Raw genomic sequence first — 20,154 nt, 5'->3', positions numbered from 1 at the left:
TCGATGGACGGTCCACACGATGTTCGAGACGCTTACGCCAAGAGCCGCAGTCGCGGTGGGATTGCTCGCCGCCGTTCCGACGATCGTCTTCGGGCTGACCCGATCCGGACTGGGCGGGCTCGTCGCGACGGTGAACGTCGTCCTGATCTTCTTGGCGCTCTACGTCGCGATGTCGCCGCTCGAGGGACACCGGGGCGCTGGCAGCGGTACGAGACCGTGAGGTCCCCGATCGCCTCCCGGACGCCGGTTCGGAACGCCCGCTGAGCCGCGTTAGGGACGCTGCTCTACCCACTCGAGCCAGCCGAACAGCCGGTCGAGCAATCGATCCTCGCCCGCCCGCGAGAACCGGTGACCTTCCCCGGCGAACCGCTCGAGGCAGACGTCGGTCTCGAGTCGCCCGGCGGCGGCGAAGCTATCGGCCGGATCGACGACCTCGTCGTCGCCGCCGTGAAAGATCGCGACCGGGATCTCGAGCGATTCCGCGACATCCGCGAACGGGTACTGCTCGAGGTCGTCGAAAAACCGTTGGTCGATTCGTTCCCCGGTATCGAAGGTCCAGTCCCCGTCGTGGTCAACTATAGCCCGATACTCGCCGAACGTCTCGTTTCGTGGCTCACTACGACGAGAATTATTACGAAGGCTACGCTTCGCTAGAAGATTTTATTCCGCTGTACGAACGGCTATTACGCGCACGACGGAACGAGCGGAATCTGTAACGTCTTTATCGACATTAACACCCGCCAGCCGTACAGCGGAAGCGTTAACGACCACCCACAGATTTTAGCTGTAATTGAGGGCGCTAAGCCCCCTTCCTCAGCGAGCGAAGCGAGCAGGGAGGAGATACAGCGCCCGCACGTCTTGTTTCCGTGTGAATCGGCATCCTTACTACCCGGCAGTCGAAGAGGGCAGTAAGATGCTCGCCACGCTTCCGGCGTTGTTCAAACGCGACAAAAAGCGTGCATCGTCGGTTGTGGCCGAGTGTCGATTCGGTAGGAGTGGGACACTCCGAACCGCCTATAAAGGGAAATCGCCTGCGGAGTCTGGAACCGATGTGGGACTTGTTCCTGCAAGTTCCGACACAGAAACAGGAAGCTCCGTCCTCAACAAGCGAGGGCCGGGTAGGCCCGAGCGCGGTAGGGCGGAGTAGTTCACACCAGCATAACATGCTAATCGATCTGATCAGTGACACGGACCTGATGTGTTCGGAATATCCGATTGTCCATTAATAAACAATATTGATATAGACAGGTCACTCGATAAGTCTATTAATAGCCGGATTAACGAAAAATCCGAGCAAAACATGGGCGTATGGGTAACTATAACACTAAGTCTGCCGTAAACGTACTAATCACCGGGCAACACCACGATAAGGCCGGCTACGGCGGCTACGCTAAAGATTTCACCGACCAAACTAGGTGCTGGACTGAAGACACAGATATCTATAGCGACGAAGTTCATAACGCCTTCACTATGGGCGATTATGCGCTAGATCGTTCAGCCGTGCATGAAGCCGGGTGCCTTATTACAGACGCTACGAGCGATTATTTAGGGTGACAGAAAGATATAGATAGAACATGGTCGCATACGCTCATGTGCTACATTGATTTCACACCACTAACGCGCCTGCTGACTACCCTACAGCACTGATCGATTCGTCGGACTATATTTAGGATGTACCGTGTACTAATGTTATGTCGCCTGAATTCGCACAGTGTGTGGAAAATTCTCAACATCCCATATATAAGTATTTATTTTATACTGATAAAGATTTATCACCTTCCACCACACATGAGTATTCGTAATGTCCGAAGTATTTTCACGCCGGGACGTCCTAAAAGGAACAGCAGCAGGAATTACGGCCGGTGCAGCCGGTGCAGGTACCGTTACAGCTGACGATGGAACTAATGATGTGTCGTCTGATAATCAGACTACACTCTGGTTTAATCTACACTATGACCAGAGTGCAGGAAACGCGTCGGAATCGTTTTTCGACGGTGCGCGTCAGGGTGCTTATGATTTTGCTACGTGGCTGGAATCGTGGGCACCATACGTAGACGACGTTTACGTTAATGATAAAGGCGATAACCAGAACGTTCAGGCGGCTGACGGTAACGACGGAACGTATGATAAGAATCACGATGGGTGGGACGACTGGGTGGCGAAGCTGCGTGGCGAAATCTCATACGACATGCAGACGGCTGGTGCCGCGAATATCGTCTTCATCGACGACGGTAACTGGCATCTAGGCCATGCCTCCGGCTACCGTGGCGAAGACGGCCAGACCTACGGCGAACTTCTCTACGACTACGAAGGCGCTATCTGCTACATTAATGACGGCCATGCGGCTGACTGGGCAACCGGATATGATCATGGATATAATACTATTATCCATGAACTGACTCATACGATGAAAGGTAGTCACTATATGGGTAAGCCTGAAGCCTACTTCGACGCGGCTGAACCCACGGTTATGGCTACCGGCTACACTGACGAAGTCGCCTCGCCACCAGACTTTACGGACTGCTTCGGAGACGACTGGACTCAGTACTTCAATCCGACACCGCAGCCGGTCTTTACGAAGTGTAGTTCTCATCAGATTCTGAACTACCACGATCCGGATGACAGCTACCGGCTAGCCGATATGAAAGATTTCTGTGATATCGATACGAATGAAAAACCCTACTAACGTAGATAACGCTTGACGGGCGGTAGGCGGCTTCTACCCCATTTTAATTCTTCGGACTGTATTTAAAACCTTCATCGATATTTACAGTTATGAAGTAGTAGAAAGCGATGAAGGCCACTAAGGACTGAGCTTCTGAAGGTGATTGAAAATGAAGATAGTCACGGGAGCCAGCGTGGCGACCGCACCGACCCGGTCGTCCTCGGCAGCGGCGTGAAGCGCGACTTTCCCACCGAAACTCAAGCCGAACAGGCTGTAGCTGCTCGACTCGAAGTAGCCCACGACGCGGCGAAGGCCGGCAAGCCGCGCCTCGAGCGTCGACTCGACGAACTCGCCGTCGGACTCGCCACAGCCCCTGGCGTCGAACCGGACGGCATTGTACCCTTCTTCGCGGGCCCGCCGACACCGTCGTTCGTAACTGCCGGACTTGTCACTTCGAAGGCCGTGACAGCAAACGAGCCAGTCGTCGGAATCGGCCTCGTGGTGGACGGCAGCGATCTCGAGTGCGTCGTCGGCCGCGGCTTCGTCCCGGATCGGAATCGTATGCGGTTCCGCCATCGTCCCCACCGACGACCGCCCCATCCTTCAGCACGCCGTTTCCGCCCACTGTTCTCTCGGGCGACTATCACACTATCGGGGTTTCGAGCGCGCACCCTCGGGACAAACTCGACCGCTACCCGGCGACGGATCGGCTGTCCACCGCTTTTTCTGACCCAGAAAATGCACGTACGGAACTACGTTCAGTTGCTACGAACCGCCGCTGTCATGGTGTTTTGGCCACTCGAACGACTCTCGAGGCGACAGCAAATTGCTCTCGCCGCCGTGTTCGCCGTCGCCGCCGGGGCGCTCGTCGCCCCACAGGTGTACGGGGAAACGACGGACGACGACGGAATCGTTGCGGTAATCGAAGTGAGCGGAACGATCGACGCAAACACGGCCCAGGAGGTCGAGACCGAGCTCAGGAACGCACGCCACAACGAATCCGTCGAGGCGGTCGTCCTCGACGTCAACAGCGGCGGCGGCGCACCCGGCTCGAGCGAACGGATGTACATGGCGGTCGAGCGGACCGCCGAGGAAATGCCCGTAATCGCGGCCGTCGACACGGTGGGTGCCTCCGGCGCCTACTACACGATGTTGCCGGCCGACGAGATCTACGTGACGCCAACGGGCGAAGTCGGCAGCGTCGGCGTGATCGGACCGGCCCCGCAGCCGACCGGGCCGAACGAGGGCGCGAGCGCCCCCGACAAGGGGACGTTCCACCCCGACGACCACCGGGCACAGACCGAGACGATCAAACGAGCGTTCCTCGAGAGCGTCATGGAACAGCGCGGTGACGAGCTCGAACTGAGCCGCGAGGAAGTGGCGCACGCGCAGACGTACCCCGGCGTCGAGGCGGTCGAAAACGGCTACGCCGACGAGATCGGCACCGTCGACGACGCGATCGGCGACGTCGCCGACGAGGCCGGCATGGGATCGTACGAGGTCGATATCCGCGAGTCAGAACAGCCACAGCGCCTCCCGCTGGGGCTCGAGGGAACGGCACGCGACGGCGACGCCGTCGAAACGGCGGGCACCACGCTCAATCCGAACCGTCCGCTCCTCGTCACGACCGAACTCTGGAACGCGCTGTTCGACCGTGACGGGGCGGTGACTGCGGACGATCGAACGGCGACGAACGCCGATCCAACTCCGTCGACCGCCGACAACGGAGGTGAGCAGACGTGAGTTCCGCACGGGCCGTGATCGGGACCTTCGTCGTCGTCTTCGTCGTTATCGTCGGTACCGTCTCCGTCGGCGGGCTCGTCGTCCACGACGACACGCCCCGACCGTCCGACGTCGACACGGACCACTGGGATCCGGACACGGTGATTCCGGAGGAGGCACCCGACGGCGGCGAGATCACGATGAACAGCACGACCACGGGGAAGACCGTCGTCGTTCACACCGGCGGGAGCAGCGCGGGCGGTGCCGGTATGGGACAGCCACTCCCGATCAGTGACGACGGCTCCGGCCACACGCTATCGGTCGGTTCGCTCGGTGGCACGAACAGAGGCGTCGGTCCACTCGTCTCGACACTCGTCGAAAACGGCCACGAGGTCGTCTTCTACGACGGGGGTCCGTCCTCGAGACAGACGCTTCGCGAGACGCTGGCCGACGCCGATGCCTTCGTGACGGTCGGCTCCGCCACGTTCACGCCGACCGAGCGCGAGTCCATCGGACAGTTCGCCGACGCCGGCGGGCGAACCGTCATCGCCGCCAGCCCGGGGAGTACGAGTGACACGGCACAGATCGCCGCGACGGCCGGACTGTACACGGAGACCGGCTACCTCTACAACCTCGAGGAGAACGACAACAACCACCTCGGCGTCTACGCCGAGCCGACCGGCGACTCGCCGCTGACCGACGGCGTCGATCGCGTGGTGTTGCGCGGTGCGGCACCCGTCGGAACCGACGACGGTGAGACCGACCTCGAGACGATCGACGGAACGACCCTCTCGACGACGCGGGAAGCGGGAACCTACGCCGTCGCCGCACACAGCGGCGATATGGCCGTGATCGGTGACTCGAGCTTCCTGGAGCCCGAAAACGCCTACCGCGTCGACAACGACGTCCTCGTCGGCAACCTCGCGGACTTCCTGGTCACGGGCGAGACCTCCGACCCCGTCTTCAACGAGAGTCCGACTACCGGAAATCCGAACGGACCGATGCCGTCGCAGCCGGTGAACGGGGGGCAGACCTCCGACTCGACCGCCCAGCCCTGACTGGGATACCGGGGCGGTCGTCAGTCGAATCGTCTTCGACCGATCGATTCTCGGTCGCCGCGGCTGACGGCGAATCGTTTATCGCTTCCCGTCGGTTCCTCTCAACTATGACCCGCACGACCTACCAGTGTCCGTGTGGCGCACACATCGAGTTCAAACAGGACCTCGAGAAAGAGCGGGGGACGGTGACCCCGAACTGGCAGTGCAAGGACTGTGGGACGCCGGTTCCGGGAATGACTGCCGAGAAGATTCGCCATCAACACCCGTCCTGACTCCCGCATCCGATCGGCGGGCGGAGTCATTTCACCACGGTATACCACGTATTGCGATACAGAGATTCGCCCGGGCCGCCTCCGTCGGTTCGGCGGCGGTCCTGGTAGCCGTTTGGAGGCGTCCAGTGGGAATCGTTCCCACTACCGAGTGCTCGTAGCGCTACCGGCAACAATTATAACAGGTTATGACTGACGGTCCGGTTCTCCGACGTGTCCATGACACGGGCGAACGCCGACGAAAGACGAACCGACCACCCGAACACGTCCAGCGCCGCGCTCCGCCGTCGTTCCTTTCTCGTCGCGGCGGGTGCGTCGGCGACCGGACTCGCGGGGGTTGCAGGCGCGAACCGCGGTCACGAGGGAGAGCCCGGACCCGGCGAACAGCGATTCGGCGAATCCGACGAGTACCGGCCCGGAGAGTCGAACGCAAGTCGCTTCCCCGACTCTGACGGGTGCCCGGAACTGATCGCCCACCGCGGATTCGCCGGCCTGTATCCCGAAAATACCGTCGGAGCCGTCGAAGCATCGGCCCGCGGGATTCAGTCTCCGTACGCACCGTCGCGCGGTGCCGACGCGATCGAGATCGACGTCGTTCCGACGGCCGAGAACGATGTCGTCGTCTTCCACGACGATCGGCTCGCGGAACGCGACGGCGGCGAGCGCGGGCTCACCGACGTCGACGGCGTCGTCTGGGAGACGGACACTGCCACCGTCACGGACGCGGAGGTCCTCGAGAGCGGCGAAACCGTGCCGCTGCTCCGAGACGTCCTCGAGGTGATTCCGGCACACGTCGGCGTGAACGTCGAACTGAAGAATCCGGGCTCGTTCGACGTGCGGTTCGCCGAATCGCTCTCGAGCGAGGAGCGCGCGGCCCAGACGGAGATCTGGCAGCCGTTCGTCGCGCGGGTGCTCGACGTCGTCGACGACTTCGAGCACGAATACCGCTTCTCGTCGTTCTACGAGGCGGCGCTTGCGGCGACGCGTGACGCGTCCGACTACGCGGTTGCACCGCTCCTCTGGGACGACGTGCGGGCCGGCGTCGAAATCGCGCGACGGTACGACGCCGAGGCGGTCCACCCGCCCTACCAGATGATCCGGGGAACGCCGTTTTACGCCGACCAACGGTACGAAGCGGGCGCGGGCTGGTCGGACATCGACCTCCTCGCGGTCGCACACGAAGCGGGACGCGAGGTGAACGTGTTCACCGTCGGAACCTGGTATCAGGCGGCCCGCCTCGCGGCGGTCGGCGTAGACGGACTCATCAGCGATTACGCGGACGTGTGCCGGTTCAGCGCGTTCGACTGAGACGCCGTTGCCGCGCGGACCGCAATCGGTTCGCGTTTTTTCCGCCCCCCTGAGACCGAAACACGGATTTAGATCCGTGAAACAGTACCAGACGAACTGATGATCCCTGGCGTCACCCTCGCGACCCGGTTCGACTGTGGTGACGGCCGTCTCGAGCGACCGAGCAGCGACCGGCGACCGCCGTCCGTCGCCGATGGGGAAATCGAGCGGGTGATCGACGCGTGACCGACGTCGCGATCGCGGACGCGGTCGACGCCTACCTGCAGCGAAAGGCCGTCGGCGATCCGGACGGGGCCGGCGCGGGAGCCTACGCGTCCAACGCCGAATCGATCCTCCGGCGGTGGGCCGACTGGCTCGAGCGCGATCACGACGTCCGATCGATCGCCGCGCTCGACGTCGAGCACATGCGCGCGTACGCAATAGAACTGCAGCGGCGGACCGACCGCGGGGAGTACACCGCCTCGACCGCCGGCACCTACTACGCGGTCGTCCGCGCGTTCCTCTCGTGGTGCGTCCGCGGCGGCATCCGCGACACGAACCCCGCGGCGACCGACCGCGCCGAAACCGCGCTGCCGACCGCCGACGCCCGACCGACGAGCGACTCCTGGACGGCCGACCAGCGTCGCGAACTCGAGCGCTACGTCCGCGACCGGGGGCTCGAGGCGGGCGCTCGGTCGACCGCCGAGCGACGGACCCGGTTGCGCGAGTACGCGATGGTGGCGGTCCTGGCCCACTCGACCGTCCGCGGCTCGGAGCTGTTCCGCGTGCCCGAAGACGACCGGCGCACAGGTGCGACCTGGGACGACGTCGACTTCTATACCGGAACGATCCGCGTCCTCGGAAAATCGCAGCGGCTCGAGGACGTCCCGCTGCCCGCGCGGGCGCGGACGCCGCTGCGTCGCTACCGGGTCGTGCTGGACCCGCCGTCGAACGACTGGCCGCTGTTTCCGACGGGGCACGCGCCGTCGATCGCTGCACGGGTGCGATCGGTCCTGCGCGACCGCGGGCACGACGAGACCGAAATCGAGGCCCTGCTCGACGACGCGACGGCGACCGAACTCGCACGCGAGCGCTCGATCGCGCCGCCGGCGATCACGACCGAGGGTGCGCGGTCGGTCCTGAAGCGCCTCTGTGAGGGGGCCGGCGTCGACATCGACGGCGACTACCTGACGCCACGGGGCGTTCGCCGCGAGCGCGACACCGACGCGTATCGCCGCGAGGCGACGGCCTCGAAACCGACCCTTCGGGCGTCGGTCCTCGAGCAATCGATCGTCGTCTCGGAGGAACAGCCGACTGCCGCGGATCGCGACGGCCGGTCACGGAGCGAGTCGCCGGAAACCGATTGACTGCGCGCTGGCGACCGGCGAACGGATCGAGAAACCGGGTGTGGAATTTTCGCGGACGCTGGCAGTCTCGAGCGACTATTTCAGACGACGAGGAACCACAGGACCACCGTCAGGGCGATCGTCAACAGCAAGACGGTCGTCCCGATACTCGTTCGGAGGTGGATCGTCGACGGGCGACCGCCGTCGGTCGGCTGACGTTCCTCGACGTCGACCAGCCAGTTTGGAAGCCGACCCGCGGCCGCGTCGACTGCGAGGACGGGGTTGTTTCCGAGCCAGTAACAGCGTTTGACCAGCCCGACGACGGCGGCGTCGACGACGGCGTAGGTCTCGGTGACGGCCAGCATCGTCCAGCGGCTGACGTAGTAGGTTGCGGGGTAGACGACCATCGCCGGATCGCCCAGATCGAGCTTCGAGAGCGGCTTGCGGACGACGACGAACCCGACGAGACCGATCGCCGTCAGTATCCCCGCCGTCCGGCGGTGGCTCGCACTGTACGGATGGAGGTGGCTCTCGCCGCCGGGATACTCGAACGCAAAATCGGCCCCGTGAATCGTCGGCGCGAGGTCGGCCAGCCCCTGCCACCAGACGCCGAAGAGGAGACAGGCACCGCCCAGTCCGAGCATCGCGACAGTCTGGCCGGGCTTAGCGTCGGCGACCTCGATGTCGCTCTCGCCGTGAAGGAAGACGTAGTAACCGAGCTTGATGAACGACAGCAAGGTTCCGATGGCCCCGAGGTAGAGCAGCCAGTACAGCGCCTGGAACTCCGGCTCGCCGTAGTAGTGGGGATCAGCTGCATCGAAGAGCATCCCCTTGCTCACGTACCCGTTGAAACCCGGGATCGCGGTGATCGAGAGCGCGCCGAGCCCGAACCCGATCGCGGTCAGGGGCATCTCGCGCCAGAGCCCGCCGAGCTTGTACAGGTCCTCCTCGCCGGTCCGGTAGATGACGACGCCGACGGCCATGAACAGCAGGCTCTTGAACAGGATGTTGTTGAACAGGTGGCTCATGGCGCCGGCGACGGCGATATCGGAGTGGACCACCGTCCCCATCCCGATCCCGGCGACGATGTAGCCGAGCTGGGCCTGAATGTGGTAGGACAGCAGCGCCCGCATGTCGTGTTGCAGCAGGGCGAAGGTCGCGCCGTAGACGGCCATCAGACCGCCCATGTACGCGATGTAGATCCCAATCTCGCTCTGGGCGTCGACCGGGAAGGCTCGGTAGAGGACGAACGCGCTCGTCTTCGTCGTGTACACCGAGAGGAACACCGAGGCTGCGATGTGCGGTCGCGGGTAGGTGTCGGGCAGCCACGTGTGGAAGCCGACGAAGGCGACGTTGACGCCCATCCCCAGCACCGCGAGTATCGCCGGGATCCCGTTGGCGATCCCCGCATCGCTGTAGACGAACGTCCCGACCTCGACGTAGTGGACGGCGACCGCCATCATCACGAGCACCCCGCCGGTCCCGTGGAAGAGCGCGTACCGGAAGCCGGCCCGGACCGCCTCGCCGCCGTAGTGCCAGACCACCAGCGTGCTGGTCACGGCCATCAGCTCCCACATGAACAGGAGCACGAGCCAGTCGCCCGCGAAGGCGGCCCCGACCGACGAGGCGACGTACACCAGCGCGAACGCGACCAGCGTCTCGCTGGCCTCGCTCGAGTAGGCGTAGATCACGCTGCAGACGCCGAGGAAGCCGAGTCCGATGCCGACCATCCGGGAGAAGTCGTCGACGTAGAACGGGACGACCTCGAACCCGAGGAAGGTCCCGGCCAGGTGTTGTCCTCCCGGTGCGACGAGCGAGATCGCCAGCACCGCCGCGAGGCTGAGCGCGCCGACGGTGAAGCCGGCGATCCGCGGGAGCACGAGCACGAGCAGCGCCGCCGCGAAGATCAAAAGCGGCGGGTACGCGAGCGACAGGGATTCGACTGCCATTATTCGTTCACCTCCGTCACGAGTTCCTCGAACGGAATCTCACCGAATTCCTCGAACGGCACTCCGAAGACGCCCTCGACGATCCGGGTCGCCAGCTCGAGGAAGACGGCGTAGTCGGGGCCAACGCCGAGGACGACCGCACCGGTGGCGATCACGGCGATCGGCACGAGCATGAGCCACGTACTCTCGGTCAACGGCGAGCGGCGCTGCCAGCCGGCGGCCGGCGGCCCACCGGTGAGGTGGTCGTCGTGGTCGCCGTGGTGGTCGACGGCGTCGACCGTCGTCCCCGTCCCCTCGTTCCCGGCATCGTCCGAAGCCGTGTGATCGCTGGGATTGCGGTCGACGGCGTACTCGAACTCGTCCGCCTCGTCCGCCGCGTTCTCGGCGGTCTCGGCGTTAGCTGTGGCTCCCGCGTCCTCGGCGTCGGTCGGCTCCCCGCCGTCGGCGGCGACCGACTCCTCGTCGGCCCCGTACGACTGGAGCACGCCGCCCCGCGGGAACTCGAGCAGCGGTTTGGCGTCGTGTCGATCCTCGCTCTCGAAGAAGGCGGTGTAGACGATCGGCCAGAAGTAGGCGACGTTGAGGACGGCCGACAGGAGCAGTGCGCCGGCGAACAGCCAGTACTCGCCGCCCATGGAACCGGCTCCGATGAGCATGTAGAACTTGCTGACGAAGCCGGCGATCGGCGGGAGACCGGCCATACCGGCCGCACCGACGGTAAAGGCGGTCATCGTCAGCGGCATCCGCTTGCCGATCCCGGCCATCTCGCTGATGTAGTCGGTGTGGGTCTCGACGTGGATCGCGCCCGCACAGAAGAACAGCGTGAGTTTCGCGAACGCGTGGGCGGGGATGTGGAACAGCGCCCCGACCATCGCGTACGGATGCAGCATCGAGAGCCCGAGCACGATGTAGGACAGCTGTGCCGTCGTCGAGTACGCCAGCCGCCGCTTGAGGTGGTCTTTCCGCATCGCGATGATGCTCGCCGCGGTCAGCGTGAACGCGGCGACGATCGCGACGGGGATGTTCAGTCCGACCTCGCCGATTCCCGGGACGTCGAGCGGCAGGTCGTGGATCAGGCCGGGGCCGTAGACCTCGAGGATGACGCGCGCGATGCCGAACGCGCCGGACTTGACGACCGCCACGGCGTGGAGCAGCCCGGAGACGGGGGTCGGCGCGACCATCGCGTCGGCGAGCCAGGAGTGAAGCGGCATCAGCGCGGCCTTGACGCCGAAGCCGGCGATCAGCAGGAAGAAGGCGGCCTGTGCGTAGACTGGCTCGACCTGTGCGGCCGCCGCCAGCGCCTCCATCCCCCCTGCCTCGAAGGCGAGGGTCGGCCCGTCGGCGACCAGCCCGGTCAGCCAGTAGATCATGACCGTTCCGGCGAGCAGGAAGACGCCGCCGCCGAAGAACGTGTACGTGAGGTACTTCCGGCCGGCGATGCGGGCCTCGTCGTCCTCGTTGTGGGCGACCAGCGGGTAGGTGACCAGCGACAGGAGTTCGTAGAAGACGAAGATCGTCACCAGGTTCGCGGCGAAGGCGATCCCGACGGCGGTCGAGAGGCTGGCCGCGAACGCGGCGAAAAAGCGCGTCTGGGCGTGCTCGTCGAGCCCGCGCATGTACCCCGTCGCGTAAAACGACGTAAAGATCCAGAGGAAACTCGCGAGTAACGCGAAGAAGATCCCCAGCGGATCGGCGCGCAGGGCGAAGTCGATCCCCTCGAGGAACTGAATCCCCGTCGAATCGGCGAGGCTCCACCGGAAGACGGTGCCGGACATGACCGCGGGAAGCATACTGACGATAATGCCGAACTTCGCGAGGGCGGCCAGCACGGACCAGCCCTCGCGGAGGTTCGGCCGGCGATGCGACGCGACGATCAGGACGATGGCGACCGCCGACACCAACACGGCGGCGAGCGGGCGGATATCTGCGACCATCAGTTGAACACCTCCGTCAGGAACGGCCAGAGCAAGTCGGCGATCGCGCCGCCGGCGAAGCCGAGGGCGACGGCACCGAGCGCGGCGACGACGACGATGGCGACCATCCCGGTCGAGACGGCGTCGCGGGCGTCCGTCCCGTGGATGGCTGCGGCGGCGTCGGGACCGCCGAACTCGGGCGCAGCGGCGGTGGACTCGTCGGAGTCAGCGTCGCCGCCGTCCGTCGCCACCGCGCCCGGCGCGCGGGGTCGTTCGGCCGCCGTCGGCGGCGTGAAGTACATCTTCTCGAGCAGGCGGGCGACGTAGGCGAGGGTGAGCATGGTACTGAGGAAGATCACGGCAGCGACCGGCCAGAGCTGGGATTCGACGGCACCGAGGGCGATGTACCACTTGCCGACGAAGCCGACACCCGGCGGGACGCCGACCAGCGCCAGCAAGAGGACGGCGATGGCACCGGCGGCGATCGGTCGCCGCTTGGCGAGGCCGGCGTACTCGTCGACGGTCCGGGCACCGTAACTCGCCGCCACGAGCCCGACGCCGAGGAAGAGACCGGCTTTCAGCAGGCCGTGGCCGACGAGGTGGATCGCGGCACCGATCAGCGCCGTCTCGGAGCTGCCGGCGATGACGACCCCGTAGGCGGCAATCACTAGCCCAAACTGGGAGACCGACGAGTACGCGAGCATCCGTTTGACTTCGGTCTGGATGACGGCGAGCACCGTGCCCGCGAGGACGCTCACGCAGCCGATCGTGAGAACGATCGCGGCCGCGTTCGGCACGGCTGCGAGGTAGTCGACTTCGAAGACGGTGACGATCAGGCGGCCGAAGGCGTACGCGGAGGCGGTCGAGACGAGCGCCGCGATCAGGGGCGTCACGCCGTCGGGGGCCTGCTGGTAGGCGCTCGGCTGCCAGGTGTGGAGCGGCCACTGGGCGACCTTGACGGCGAAGCCGACGACCATGAACGCGAAGCCGGTGTGGATCAGGACCTGGCGTTCCGCGTCCGGAATCGCCGCCGCGAGCTCGAGCATGTTGAGCGTCCCGGTCGCCATGAAGACGAAGGCGACGCCGATGAGGTACATCGACGCGGCGACGGTCCCCAGGATCAGGTACTTCAGGGAGGCGACGGCCGCCTCGGGGCCGTCGCCGCTGGCGACCAGCGCGTAGGTCGCCAGGCTCGTGATCTCGAGGAAGACGAAGAGGTTGAAGACGTCGCCGGTCAGCGAGATGCCGAGCAGGCCGCCGACCAGCAGCAGGTAGGTGGTGTAGAACGTGTTCCCGCGCGGGCCGCCCCGCCGGGTGTAGGCGAGGACGCCGGCGGCGACGGCGGTCACGAGCAGGACGATCAGCATCGAAAACTCGTCGGCGACGAGCTGGATCCCGTACTCGGGATCGTAGCCGCCGAGCCGGTGAGTTACCTCCTCTCCACCGGTGTAAACGGCGCGTGCGAGGGCGAGGGCCGCGCCGAGCAGGCCGAGCGTCGTGAGCGCGGCGACGGACCAGCCGGTCCGGTCGAACCACAGGCCCAGCGCGATCGGGAGCGTCGCCGCGAGGATCGGCGCAACGATCAACAGCGGCAACAGCAGGTCGACACTACTCATCGGCCCGCACCTCCCTGAGCGTGTCCTCGCGGAGCGTCCCGTACTCCGCGTAGATGCGGATGATCAGCGCCAGTCCGACCGCCGTCAGGGCGATGCCGACGACGATGGCGGTCAGCACGATGACCTGGGGCAGCGGGCTCGCGACCATGAGTTCGCCGGGGTCCTTCGTCGCGGGGACGATCGGTGCCGATGCACCCTCGTCGTCGATGTAGGCCATCGAGATGAAAAACAGGAAGATGGCAGTCTGGAAGAGGTTCACGCCGATCAGCTTCTTCACGAGGTTCTCGCTGGCGATCACCATGTAGATCCCGGTACCCAGCAGGACGAACATCAGCACGTACGTGTAGTGGCTGAACAGATACTCAATCATCGTCGCTCACCTCCCGATCGCCCGATTCACCGCGCTCCTCGCGGCCACCGGTTCCGCTGGGCCGCTCGGGCGAGAAGCCTGCTGCCATCGTGAAGAAGAGGCTGATGATGGTTCCCGTGACGATCAGGGAAATACCGCCGATCTCGACGGCCTCGAGTCCCCATTTGGGCTTGATGTGGAAGGCCTCTTTGAGCATCGTGAACTCGAGGAACCCCCCGCCGAGGGCGACCATCGCGAGGCCGATAGCCCCGAAGATGACGACGCCGCCGGTGACGATGCCGACGAGGAAGGAGTTCCGGAGCCACTGTCGGGTCGGTTCGATGCCGAAGGCGAAGGCGAGCATGAGGACCGTAACCCCGACGATGGTTCCGCCCTGAAAGCCGCCACCGGGGGCGTCGCCCCCGTGGAAGGTCATGAACAGTCCGTAGGTGAGCGTAAACGGTGCGATGATCTTGACGGCGGTCATGATCACCTGACTCTCGGTGTAGGTATCGTCGACGGAGCCGGACATTAGGCGAACACCTCGCGTTTCAGGACGACGAGCGTCGCGACGCCAGCGGCGAAGACGACGACCGCCTCGCCGAAGGTGTCGAACCCACGGTAGGCGGCGAGCACGGACGTAACAGCGTTCTGGACCTTCGTCTGATGGTACGTCTCCTGGATGTAGTGTTGAGTCACCTCGGGATTCGACCAGACCGGCGTATTCGTCCCGCCGACTGCGTACATCTCGGGCAGGACAGCGGTACAGAGCAGGAGCACGAACGCACCGACGACGACGACTCCCGGGACGTGAATCCGTTCTCTGAGCCGGTCGGTCGACGGTCGCGTCGTGCGGGCGATCGTCAGCAACAGCAGGAGCGTCGTGACGCCGGCACCGATCGCGGCCTCGGTCATCGCCACGTCGGGGGCCAGCAGGAACGTGTAGAGGATCGCCATGCCGAGGCTGTACGCCCCGAAGACGATGATCACCGACAGGATGTCGCGGAACAGCGCCGTCGCGACGGCCGTCGCGAGGATGAAGACCGCGAGCGTGTAGGCGAACAGGCTCATGTCAGCTCACCGTCCGTTTCGGTGGGTGCGTCGGTTTCGTCCGCGTCCGTGTCCTCTTCGGCGAGGATCGGTTCGACGCCCGTCTCCGCGGCCGAGCGGGCGATCGCGTGGGCCGCCGTCGGGTTCGTGATGAAGATGAAGAACAACAGGAGGACGGTGTAGATCGCCCCCTGTTTCCAGCCGAACGCCACTGCGACGCCGGCGAGTGCGAAGCCCGCGCCGAGCGTGTCCGCCTGCGAGGCGGTGTGGGCCCGCGCGTAGATGTCCGGGAGGCGGATGACGCCGACCGTCGAGACGAACGTGAAGAACACGCCAAGTCCCAGCAGGACGACGATCGCCCAGAACCGGGCGGCCTCGATCACAGCACCCCACCCCGTTCGACGGTGAACTTCGAGATGGCGATCGACATCAGGAAGTTCAGCAGGGCGTAGATCAGCGCCACGTCGAGGAACCACGCCTGGTCGAGCCCCGCAGCTAACAGCGCGAGGATGACGACCGTGTTCGTCCCGAGAACGTTCACGGCTAACAGCCGATCCTGCGTCGTCGGCCCGACGACGGCGCGATAGAACAACGCGACCGCCAGCACGACGAACAGTACGGCCGCGGCGAGGAAGAGCTCGTCGAGGGACGCCGGTATCACAGCTCGTCACCTCCGACGATTTCGGCGTCGTCGCGTTCGCGCGGCGAGGGGATCGCCGCCGAGTCGCGGCCGTAGAAGACGAAGCGGATCCCCCGCTCGAGCCCGCCGTCGAAGAGGTCCTCGCGGGCGGCGGGGATCAGCGTGTGGACGAGCAGCTGCTGGTTGTTCGCCCGGACGGTCAGCGTCCCCGGCGTGAGCGTGATGCTGTTGGCCAGCGCGGTCAGCGGTAGCCCGCTCCTGACGCGGGAGTTGACCCGCGTCAGCGTGGGTTCGATCGGCATCGACGGCCGGAGGATCACGGCCGAGACGGCGATGTTGGCCTTGACGATCTCCCAGAGCAGGTACGGGACGTAGACGATGAATCGAACGACCCGGATCGGTGACTGAACGCGGTCGAGCGGGACGGTGAACGTCACCTGTGCGAGCGAGACGGCGGCGATGCCGGCGACCGCCGCGCCGGTGACGAGATCGAACCAGTAGGTCGGATCGCCGAGCACGAGATAGAAGCCGTAGGAGATCATGAAGGTCGCGAACAGGCGATCGAAATCCTCGGTCCCGCCGGTGAGGCGTCCGCGGCGAGCCGACCGCTCGACCGGCGCCTCGTCGTAGGCGAGCCCGATGCGCTCGAGTTCGCGCTCGAGCGGCTGGAGCAGCTGGGCGGTGACGCCGGGCTGGTACTCGGGATCGAGGACGACGCGGTCGATCCCGTGCTCGTCGGCGTAGGTGTCGAATATTTCGGCGTAGTCGCGCGGGCCGAAGAGGTACTCGTCGGCACCGAGCGTCGCCGTTTCCACCGTCACGTCGGCGTCGCCGGCGTCCTCTTCGATCCAGTTTCGCGCCCGCGAGAGTAATCCAGCAGCGTCCTCGCTGTACTGCTCGCTCTCGGGCACGTCGGCGTCGTACGGCAGCGCCACGACGAGGTGGCATTCGAGCGAGTCGGCCCCCTCGAGCCCGGACTGGACGGCGTAGCCGACCGTCTGCCGGACGGTCACCGTGTCCGACAGCGGGACGAGCAGGCGTTTAGCCGCCACGACGTCTCCCTCCTGGCGACCGTCGTTGGATACTCATGGCTCTCGTTGTTACTCGAATCAAACGGTAGCCGTAGGAAAACGATTTCGTTATCCGCCAGTCGTCCCCCATTTCGGCGCACTCGTCGGGGCGTTCGTGACAGTCGGGAGTCCGTTCCGCTGGTCGTTCGGCACGGATGGATTTCGGAGCCGTCACCGTTCGATCGGTAGCTTTACAATCACACTTTCAGTAGGAAAAGTTGACTTGCATGACGACCGAAACCGTTCACGATCGAATCGGGACCGCACGTGACGATCTCACGACAGCACAGCTACTGGCCGTCTTTGCGTTCGTCGCGGCGATGACGTTCGCGCTGCTCTTCCTTCAGGAGCCCCTCGCTCACGACGCGATGCACAACTTCCGGCACGCGGCCGGCGTCGTCTGTCACTGATACCGATGCTCGTCGACTACCTCGAACGGGGCGTGCTCGCCGGCGCGATCGCCGGCGTCGCCTACGGGACCTACATAGCGCTCGTCGCGAACCCGCTGATCGGGTATATGGAAACCGTCGCCGAGGGTGCCGAACACGGAACCCACGCACACGAGGCCGGCGAACACGCACACGCCGCGGGCGAGCATGCTCACGCGGTGAACGAAGCGACGACCGCTGCCGTGAGCGTCGGCAGCGGGGTCCTCTGGGGCATCCTGCTCGGCGGGGCCCTCGCGCTCGCGTTCTACTTCCTCGAGCCGGCGCTGCCCGGTCGGGGGCGGCGCAAGATCGCCGTCCTGGCCGGTGCCGGCTTCCTCAGCGTCTCGCTCGCGCCGTGGCTGGTGCTCCCGCCGACGACGCCGGGTGCGGAGCAGGCGTTCGATCCCACGATCCGGATCGCGATCTACGTCGGACTGATGGCCGTCGGCGCGCTCGTCGCCGCAGCGTCGATTTACGGCTACCGGCGCGTGTCGGCTCGAAGCCGGGCACTCGGATGTGCTACGGCGGCGGTTCCGATCGTCGCGCTCGTCGCGGTCACCGCGATCGCGGCCCCGACGGTCGTCGAGCCCGGCGCGATGCCGGCCGAGCTCGTGACCGCGTTCCGCGGACTGACCGCGTTGAGCCAGGCCGCGCTCTGGGCGCTCGTCGCCGGCTGTTTCGGCTGGCTACAGGCTCGAGCCGGCGTCCGGTCGGCCGCCGACCGACGCGAGGAACTGCTGGCCAGCCCATGAAGAATCGAACCGAGGAACACCGCGAGCGCCTCGACGCGCACGTCTTCGTCTGTACCAACGACCGCGATTCCGAGCACGCGAGCTGCGGTGCGGTCGGTGCCGAGGAGACGGTCGCCGCGATCAAAGACTGGCTGCGGGAGCGAAACGCCTTCTGGACCGCAGTCTCCGTCAGCGAGACCTCGTGTCTCGGGCTCTGTAGCGAGGGCGGCACCGCGGTGTCGATCCAGCCCCATAACAGCTGGTACTCGGACGTGACGCCCGAGTCCGTTCCCGAGTTGCTCGAGTCGGCGTTCGGGCCGAACGCGGAGCGAATCCGGGGCAAAGACTGAGCCGGGGCGGCCCGGCGGCGACCCAACCGTTTTTATCGTGGTCTTCGTTACCACGTGTATTGCCGATGCTCGCGTGGCCGGACGAAACGATGTACGAGGGGATCGCGTCGGTCGCGGCGGACCGCCCCGACGGCCGGGCCGTCGTCTTCGAGGGAACGACGTGGACCTACGAGGAGCTGCTAACCCAAAGCCGTGCGCTCGCCGGCGGACTCGCCGATCTCGGCGTCTCGGCGGGCGACGTCGTCGCGGTCTGGCTGGGCAACCGGCCGGAGTGGATCGCCTGCCAACTCGCGGCGTCGTCGCTGGGCGCGGCGACGGTCGCCGTCAACACCCGCTATCGGCCCCACGAACTCGAGTACATGCTCGCGGATTCGGGCGCGAGCGTTCTCGTCAGCGAGGACGAACTGCTCGGGCGGGACTATCACGAGATGATCGCGACCGCCGTCCCCGAAGTCACGGCGCAGTCGCCGGCCGCGTTCGATCCCGACTCCGCCCCCGCGCTCGAGGCGGTGGTGAGTCTCGAGCCGTCGGCCGACCTGCCGGCGCTGCGGGGCTACGACGACGTGCTCGAGACGGGACGAGAGCGTGACCGGGGCGAACTCGAGCCCGCGACTGACCCCGAGGCTCCGGCGGCGATCTTCTACACCAGCGGGACGACGAGCGACCCGAAAGGCTGTCTGCAGTCGAGTCGGTCGCTGCTGAACCACTCCGCCCACGTCGCGGATCATCTCGGCGTGACCGCGGACGACGTCGCCGTCGCGACGCTGCCGTTCTGTGGCATCTGGGGGTACAACACCCTCTTCAGCGTCCTCGCGACTGGGGCAACGCTCGTGGCGCAGACGCACTTCGACCCCGGGGAGACGATCCGGCTGGTCGACGAGTACGACGCGACGTACCTCACCGGGCTAGGCGTGATGTTCGAGCGGCTGCTCGAGCACGAGATCTTCGACCCGTCGCGCGTCGAGACGGTCGAGCGGGGAGTCGTCGGGTTCATCAGCAAGGGGTACGACGAGGCCCTGTTCGACCGCATCGAGTCGACGTTCGGCTTCCCGGTAGTCCAGCCCTACGGTCTCTCGGAGGCCAACAGTCAGATCTTCGTCGGCGAGCCGTCGGACCCCGCCGAGCGACGGAAGCGCGTCGGCGGGCCGCCGATCCACCCGGCGATCGACGCGAAGATCGTCGATCCGGAGACCGGGGAAGAACGACCGGCCGGCGAGGAGGGGGAACTCGCGATCCGGGGCTACCTGCTGGCCGACGGCTACCTCGGCAACCCCGAGGCGACCACCGCGGCCGTCGACGATTCGGGATGGTTCTACACCGGCGATCTCGCCGAGAGAGACGACGACGGCTACGTCTACTACCGTTCGCGGCTCGACGACGCGTTACGGGTGCGCGGCTTCCTCGTCGCGCCGCGGGAGATCCAGTCGGCGGTCACGGACCACCCCGACGTCCGCTCGTGCGAGGTCGTCGGCGCACCCCACCCGCGCCACGGGGAGGTACCGGTCGCGTTCGTCGTTCCCGCGGATGGCGGCCTGATCGCCGCGGATCTCGAGGCGTTCCTCGACGACCGCGTGGCCGACTACAAGGTCCCCGAGGCGTTCGAGTTCGTCGACGGGTTCCCGACGACGGAGGGGCCCAACGGGGAGAAGGTCCAGAAGACGGTGCTACGCGAACGGGTCGCGGATCGGTTCGAGGCGTGAAACCCGGCCGC

General features: G+C 65.5%; 22 protein-coding genes and 1 pseudogene. 13 read left to right on the top strand and 10 right to left on the bottom strand.

Going from position 1 to position 20,154, the window contains the following annotated elements:
- The first annotated feature begins 19 nt into the window (after window positions 1–19).
- The 3 genes from BMX07_RS01700 (at window position 20) to BMX07_RS01690 (ending at window position 2,686) form a co-directional block, all read left to right on the top strand.
- A complete protein-coding gene (locus tag BMX07_RS01700; RefSeq protein ID WP_090612661.1) occupies window positions 20–220 on the top strand; it encodes a DUF8131 family protein in 201 nt (66 codons plus the stop codon).
- Between the two features lie 128 nt (window positions 221–348).
- Window positions 349–654 carry a hypothetical protein gene (locus tag BMX07_RS25550; RefSeq protein ID WP_175480014.1) on the top strand — a complete coding sequence of 102 codons (306 nt, stop codon included), beginning with the start codon at window positions 349–351 and terminating at the stop codon, window positions 652–654.
- A 1,147-nt stretch (window positions 655–1,801) separates the two neighbouring features.
- On the top strand, window positions 1,802–2,686 hold the full coding sequence (locus BMX07_RS01690) for a hypothetical protein (protein WP_139210780.1): 885 nt from the start codon (window positions 1,802–1,804) through the stop codon (window positions 2,684–2,686).
- A 156-nt stretch (window positions 2,687–2,842) separates the two neighbouring features.
- On the opposite strand, the pseudogene BMX07_RS01685 reads toward BMX07_RS01690, so the two are convergent.
- Window positions 2,843–3,241 (bottom strand): annotated as a pseudogene (locus BMX07_RS01685) (alpha/beta fold hydrolase); the annotation flags it as partial.
- Between the two features lie 207 nt (window positions 3,242–3,448).
- Between BMX07_RS01685 and BMX07_RS01680 the strand changes: the two are divergent.
- The 6 genes from BMX07_RS01680 (at window position 3,449) to BMX07_RS01665 (ending at window position 8,368) form a co-directional block, all read left to right on the top strand.
- Window positions 3,449–4,408, top strand: coding sequence for a S49 family peptidase (locus BMX07_RS01680; protein ID WP_090612653.1), 960 nt, complete (start codon window positions 3,449–3,451; stop codon window positions 4,406–4,408).
- On the top strand, window positions 4,405–5,445 hold the full coding sequence (locus BMX07_RS01675; RefSeq protein ID WP_090612649.1) for a hypothetical protein: 1,041 nt from the start codon (window positions 4,405–4,407) through the stop codon (window positions 5,443–5,445). Before BMX07_RS01680 ends, BMX07_RS01675 begins: the two co-directional genes overlap by 4 nt.
- Before the next feature lie 107 nt (window positions 5,446–5,552).
- Window positions 5,553–5,717, top strand: a complete 165-nt coding sequence (locus BMX07_RS24120; protein ID WP_175480013.1) for a hypothetical protein — start codon at window positions 5,553–5,555, stop codon at window positions 5,715–5,717.
- Window positions 5,718–5,933: 216 nt separating this feature from the next.
- Window positions 5,934–7,022 (top strand): glycerophosphodiester phosphodiesterase, encoded by a 1,089-nt coding sequence (locus BMX07_RS01670; RefSeq protein WP_090612644.1) that lies wholly within the window; start codon window positions 5,934–5,936, stop codon window positions 7,020–7,022.
- A 99-nt stretch (window positions 7,023–7,121) separates the two neighbouring features.
- A complete protein-coding gene (locus tag BMX07_RS25380) occupies window positions 7,122–7,247 on the top strand; it encodes a hypothetical protein (RefSeq protein ID WP_281246916.1) in 126 nt (41 codons plus the stop codon).
- Window positions 7,244–8,368, top strand: coding sequence for a tyrosine-type recombinase/integrase (locus BMX07_RS01665; RefSeq protein WP_090612640.1), 1,125 nt, complete (start codon window positions 7,244–7,246; stop codon window positions 8,366–8,368). Before BMX07_RS25380 ends, BMX07_RS01665 begins: the two co-directional genes overlap by 4 nt.
- Window positions 8,369–8,448: 80 nt before the next feature.
- Here the strand turns inward: BMX07_RS01665 and BMX07_RS01660 are convergent, their stop codons facing one another.
- The 9 genes from BMX07_RS01660 to BMX07_RS01620 are packed head-to-tail and all read right to left on the bottom strand — an operon-like array spanning window position 8,449 to window position 16,916.
- A complete protein-coding gene (locus BMX07_RS01660) occupies window positions 8,449–10,296 on the bottom strand; it encodes a Na(+)/H(+) antiporter subunit D (protein ID WP_090612635.1) in 1,848 nt (615 codons plus the stop codon).
- Entirely contained in the window at window positions 10,296–12,230 is a 1,935-nt protein-coding gene (locus tag BMX07_RS01655) for a proton-conducting transporter transmembrane domain-containing protein (RefSeq protein WP_090612631.1), read from the bottom strand. Before BMX07_RS01655 ends, BMX07_RS01660 begins: the two co-directional genes overlap by 1 nt.
- The gene (locus BMX07_RS01650; RefSeq protein WP_090612626.1) at window positions 12,230–13,825 is read right to left on the bottom strand and encodes a proton-conducting transporter transmembrane domain-containing protein; all 1,596 of its coding nucleotides are present in this window, start codon (window positions 13,823–13,825) and stop codon (window positions 12,230–12,232) included. The genes BMX07_RS01655 and BMX07_RS01650 overlap by 1 nt, the downstream gene beginning before the upstream one ends.
- Window positions 13,818–14,195 (bottom strand): cation:proton antiporter subunit C, encoded by a 378-nt coding sequence (locus BMX07_RS01645; RefSeq protein ID WP_090612622.1) that lies wholly within the window; start codon window positions 14,193–14,195, stop codon window positions 13,818–13,820. The genes BMX07_RS01650 and BMX07_RS01645 overlap by 8 nt, the downstream gene beginning before the upstream one ends.
- Window positions 14,188–14,706, bottom strand: a complete 519-nt coding sequence (locus tag BMX07_RS01640) for an MnhB domain-containing protein (protein WP_090612619.1) — start codon at window positions 14,704–14,706, stop codon at window positions 14,188–14,190. The genes BMX07_RS01645 and BMX07_RS01640 overlap by 8 nt, the downstream gene beginning before the upstream one ends.
- Window positions 14,706–15,245 (bottom strand): DUF4040 domain-containing protein, encoded by a 540-nt coding sequence (locus tag BMX07_RS01635; RefSeq protein ID WP_090612611.1) that lies wholly within the window; start codon window positions 15,243–15,245, stop codon window positions 14,706–14,708. The genes BMX07_RS01640 and BMX07_RS01635 overlap by 1 nt, the downstream gene beginning before the upstream one ends.
- A complete protein-coding gene (gene mnhG / locus BMX07_RS01630; RefSeq protein WP_090612608.1) occupies window positions 15,242–15,607 on the bottom strand; it encodes a monovalent cation/H(+) antiporter subunit G in 366 nt (121 codons plus the stop codon). The genes BMX07_RS01635 and mnhG overlap by 4 nt, the downstream gene beginning before the upstream one ends.
- Window positions 15,604–15,885: a cation:proton antiporter gene (locus BMX07_RS01625; protein WP_090612604.1), complete on the bottom strand. Its 282-nt coding sequence runs from the start codon at window positions 15,883–15,885 to the stop codon at window positions 15,604–15,606. Before BMX07_RS01625 ends, mnhG begins: the two co-directional genes overlap by 4 nt.
- Window positions 15,882–16,916, bottom strand: coding sequence for a monovalent cation/H+ antiporter subunit E (locus BMX07_RS01620; protein WP_090612601.1), 1,035 nt, complete (start codon window positions 16,914–16,916; stop codon window positions 15,882–15,884). The genes BMX07_RS01625 and BMX07_RS01620 overlap by 4 nt, the downstream gene beginning before the upstream one ends.
- Window positions 16,917–17,161: 245 nt before the next feature.
- On the opposite strand from BMX07_RS01620, the gene BMX07_RS01615 reads away from it, so the two are divergent.
- From BMX07_RS01615 to BMX07_RS01600, 4 genes are all read left to right on the top strand, one after another.
- The gene (locus BMX07_RS01615; protein ID WP_090612596.1) at window positions 17,162–17,344 is read left to right on the top strand and encodes a CbtB domain-containing protein; all 183 of its coding nucleotides are present in this window, start codon (window positions 17,162–17,164) and stop codon (window positions 17,342–17,344) included.
- A gap of 5 nt (window positions 17,345–17,349) precedes the next feature.
- Window positions 17,350–18,114 (top strand): CbtA family protein, encoded by a 765-nt coding sequence (locus BMX07_RS01610; RefSeq protein ID WP_090612591.1) that lies wholly within the window; start codon window positions 17,350–17,352, stop codon window positions 18,112–18,114.
- On the top strand, window positions 18,111–18,443 hold the full coding sequence (locus BMX07_RS01605; RefSeq protein ID WP_090612587.1) for a (2Fe-2S) ferredoxin domain-containing protein: 333 nt from the start codon (window positions 18,111–18,113) through the stop codon (window positions 18,441–18,443). The genes BMX07_RS01610 and BMX07_RS01605 overlap by 4 nt, the downstream gene beginning before the upstream one ends.
- A gap of 65 nt (window positions 18,444–18,508) precedes the next feature.
- Complete coding sequence (locus BMX07_RS01600; RefSeq protein ID WP_090612584.1) at window positions 18,509–20,143, top strand: class I adenylate-forming enzyme family protein; 1,635 nt, start codon at window positions 18,509–18,511, stop codon at window positions 20,141–20,143.
- Window positions 20,144–20,154: the final 11 nt, after the last annotated feature.

This window comes from Natrinema salaciae, assembly GCF_900110865.1.
Lineage (GTDB): Archaea > Halobacteriota > Halobacteria > Halobacteriales > Natrialbaceae > Natrinema > Natrinema salaciae.
The sequence above is the reverse complement of the archived record's forward strand: the minus strand, read 5'-3'. Positions and strand labels throughout refer to the sequence as shown.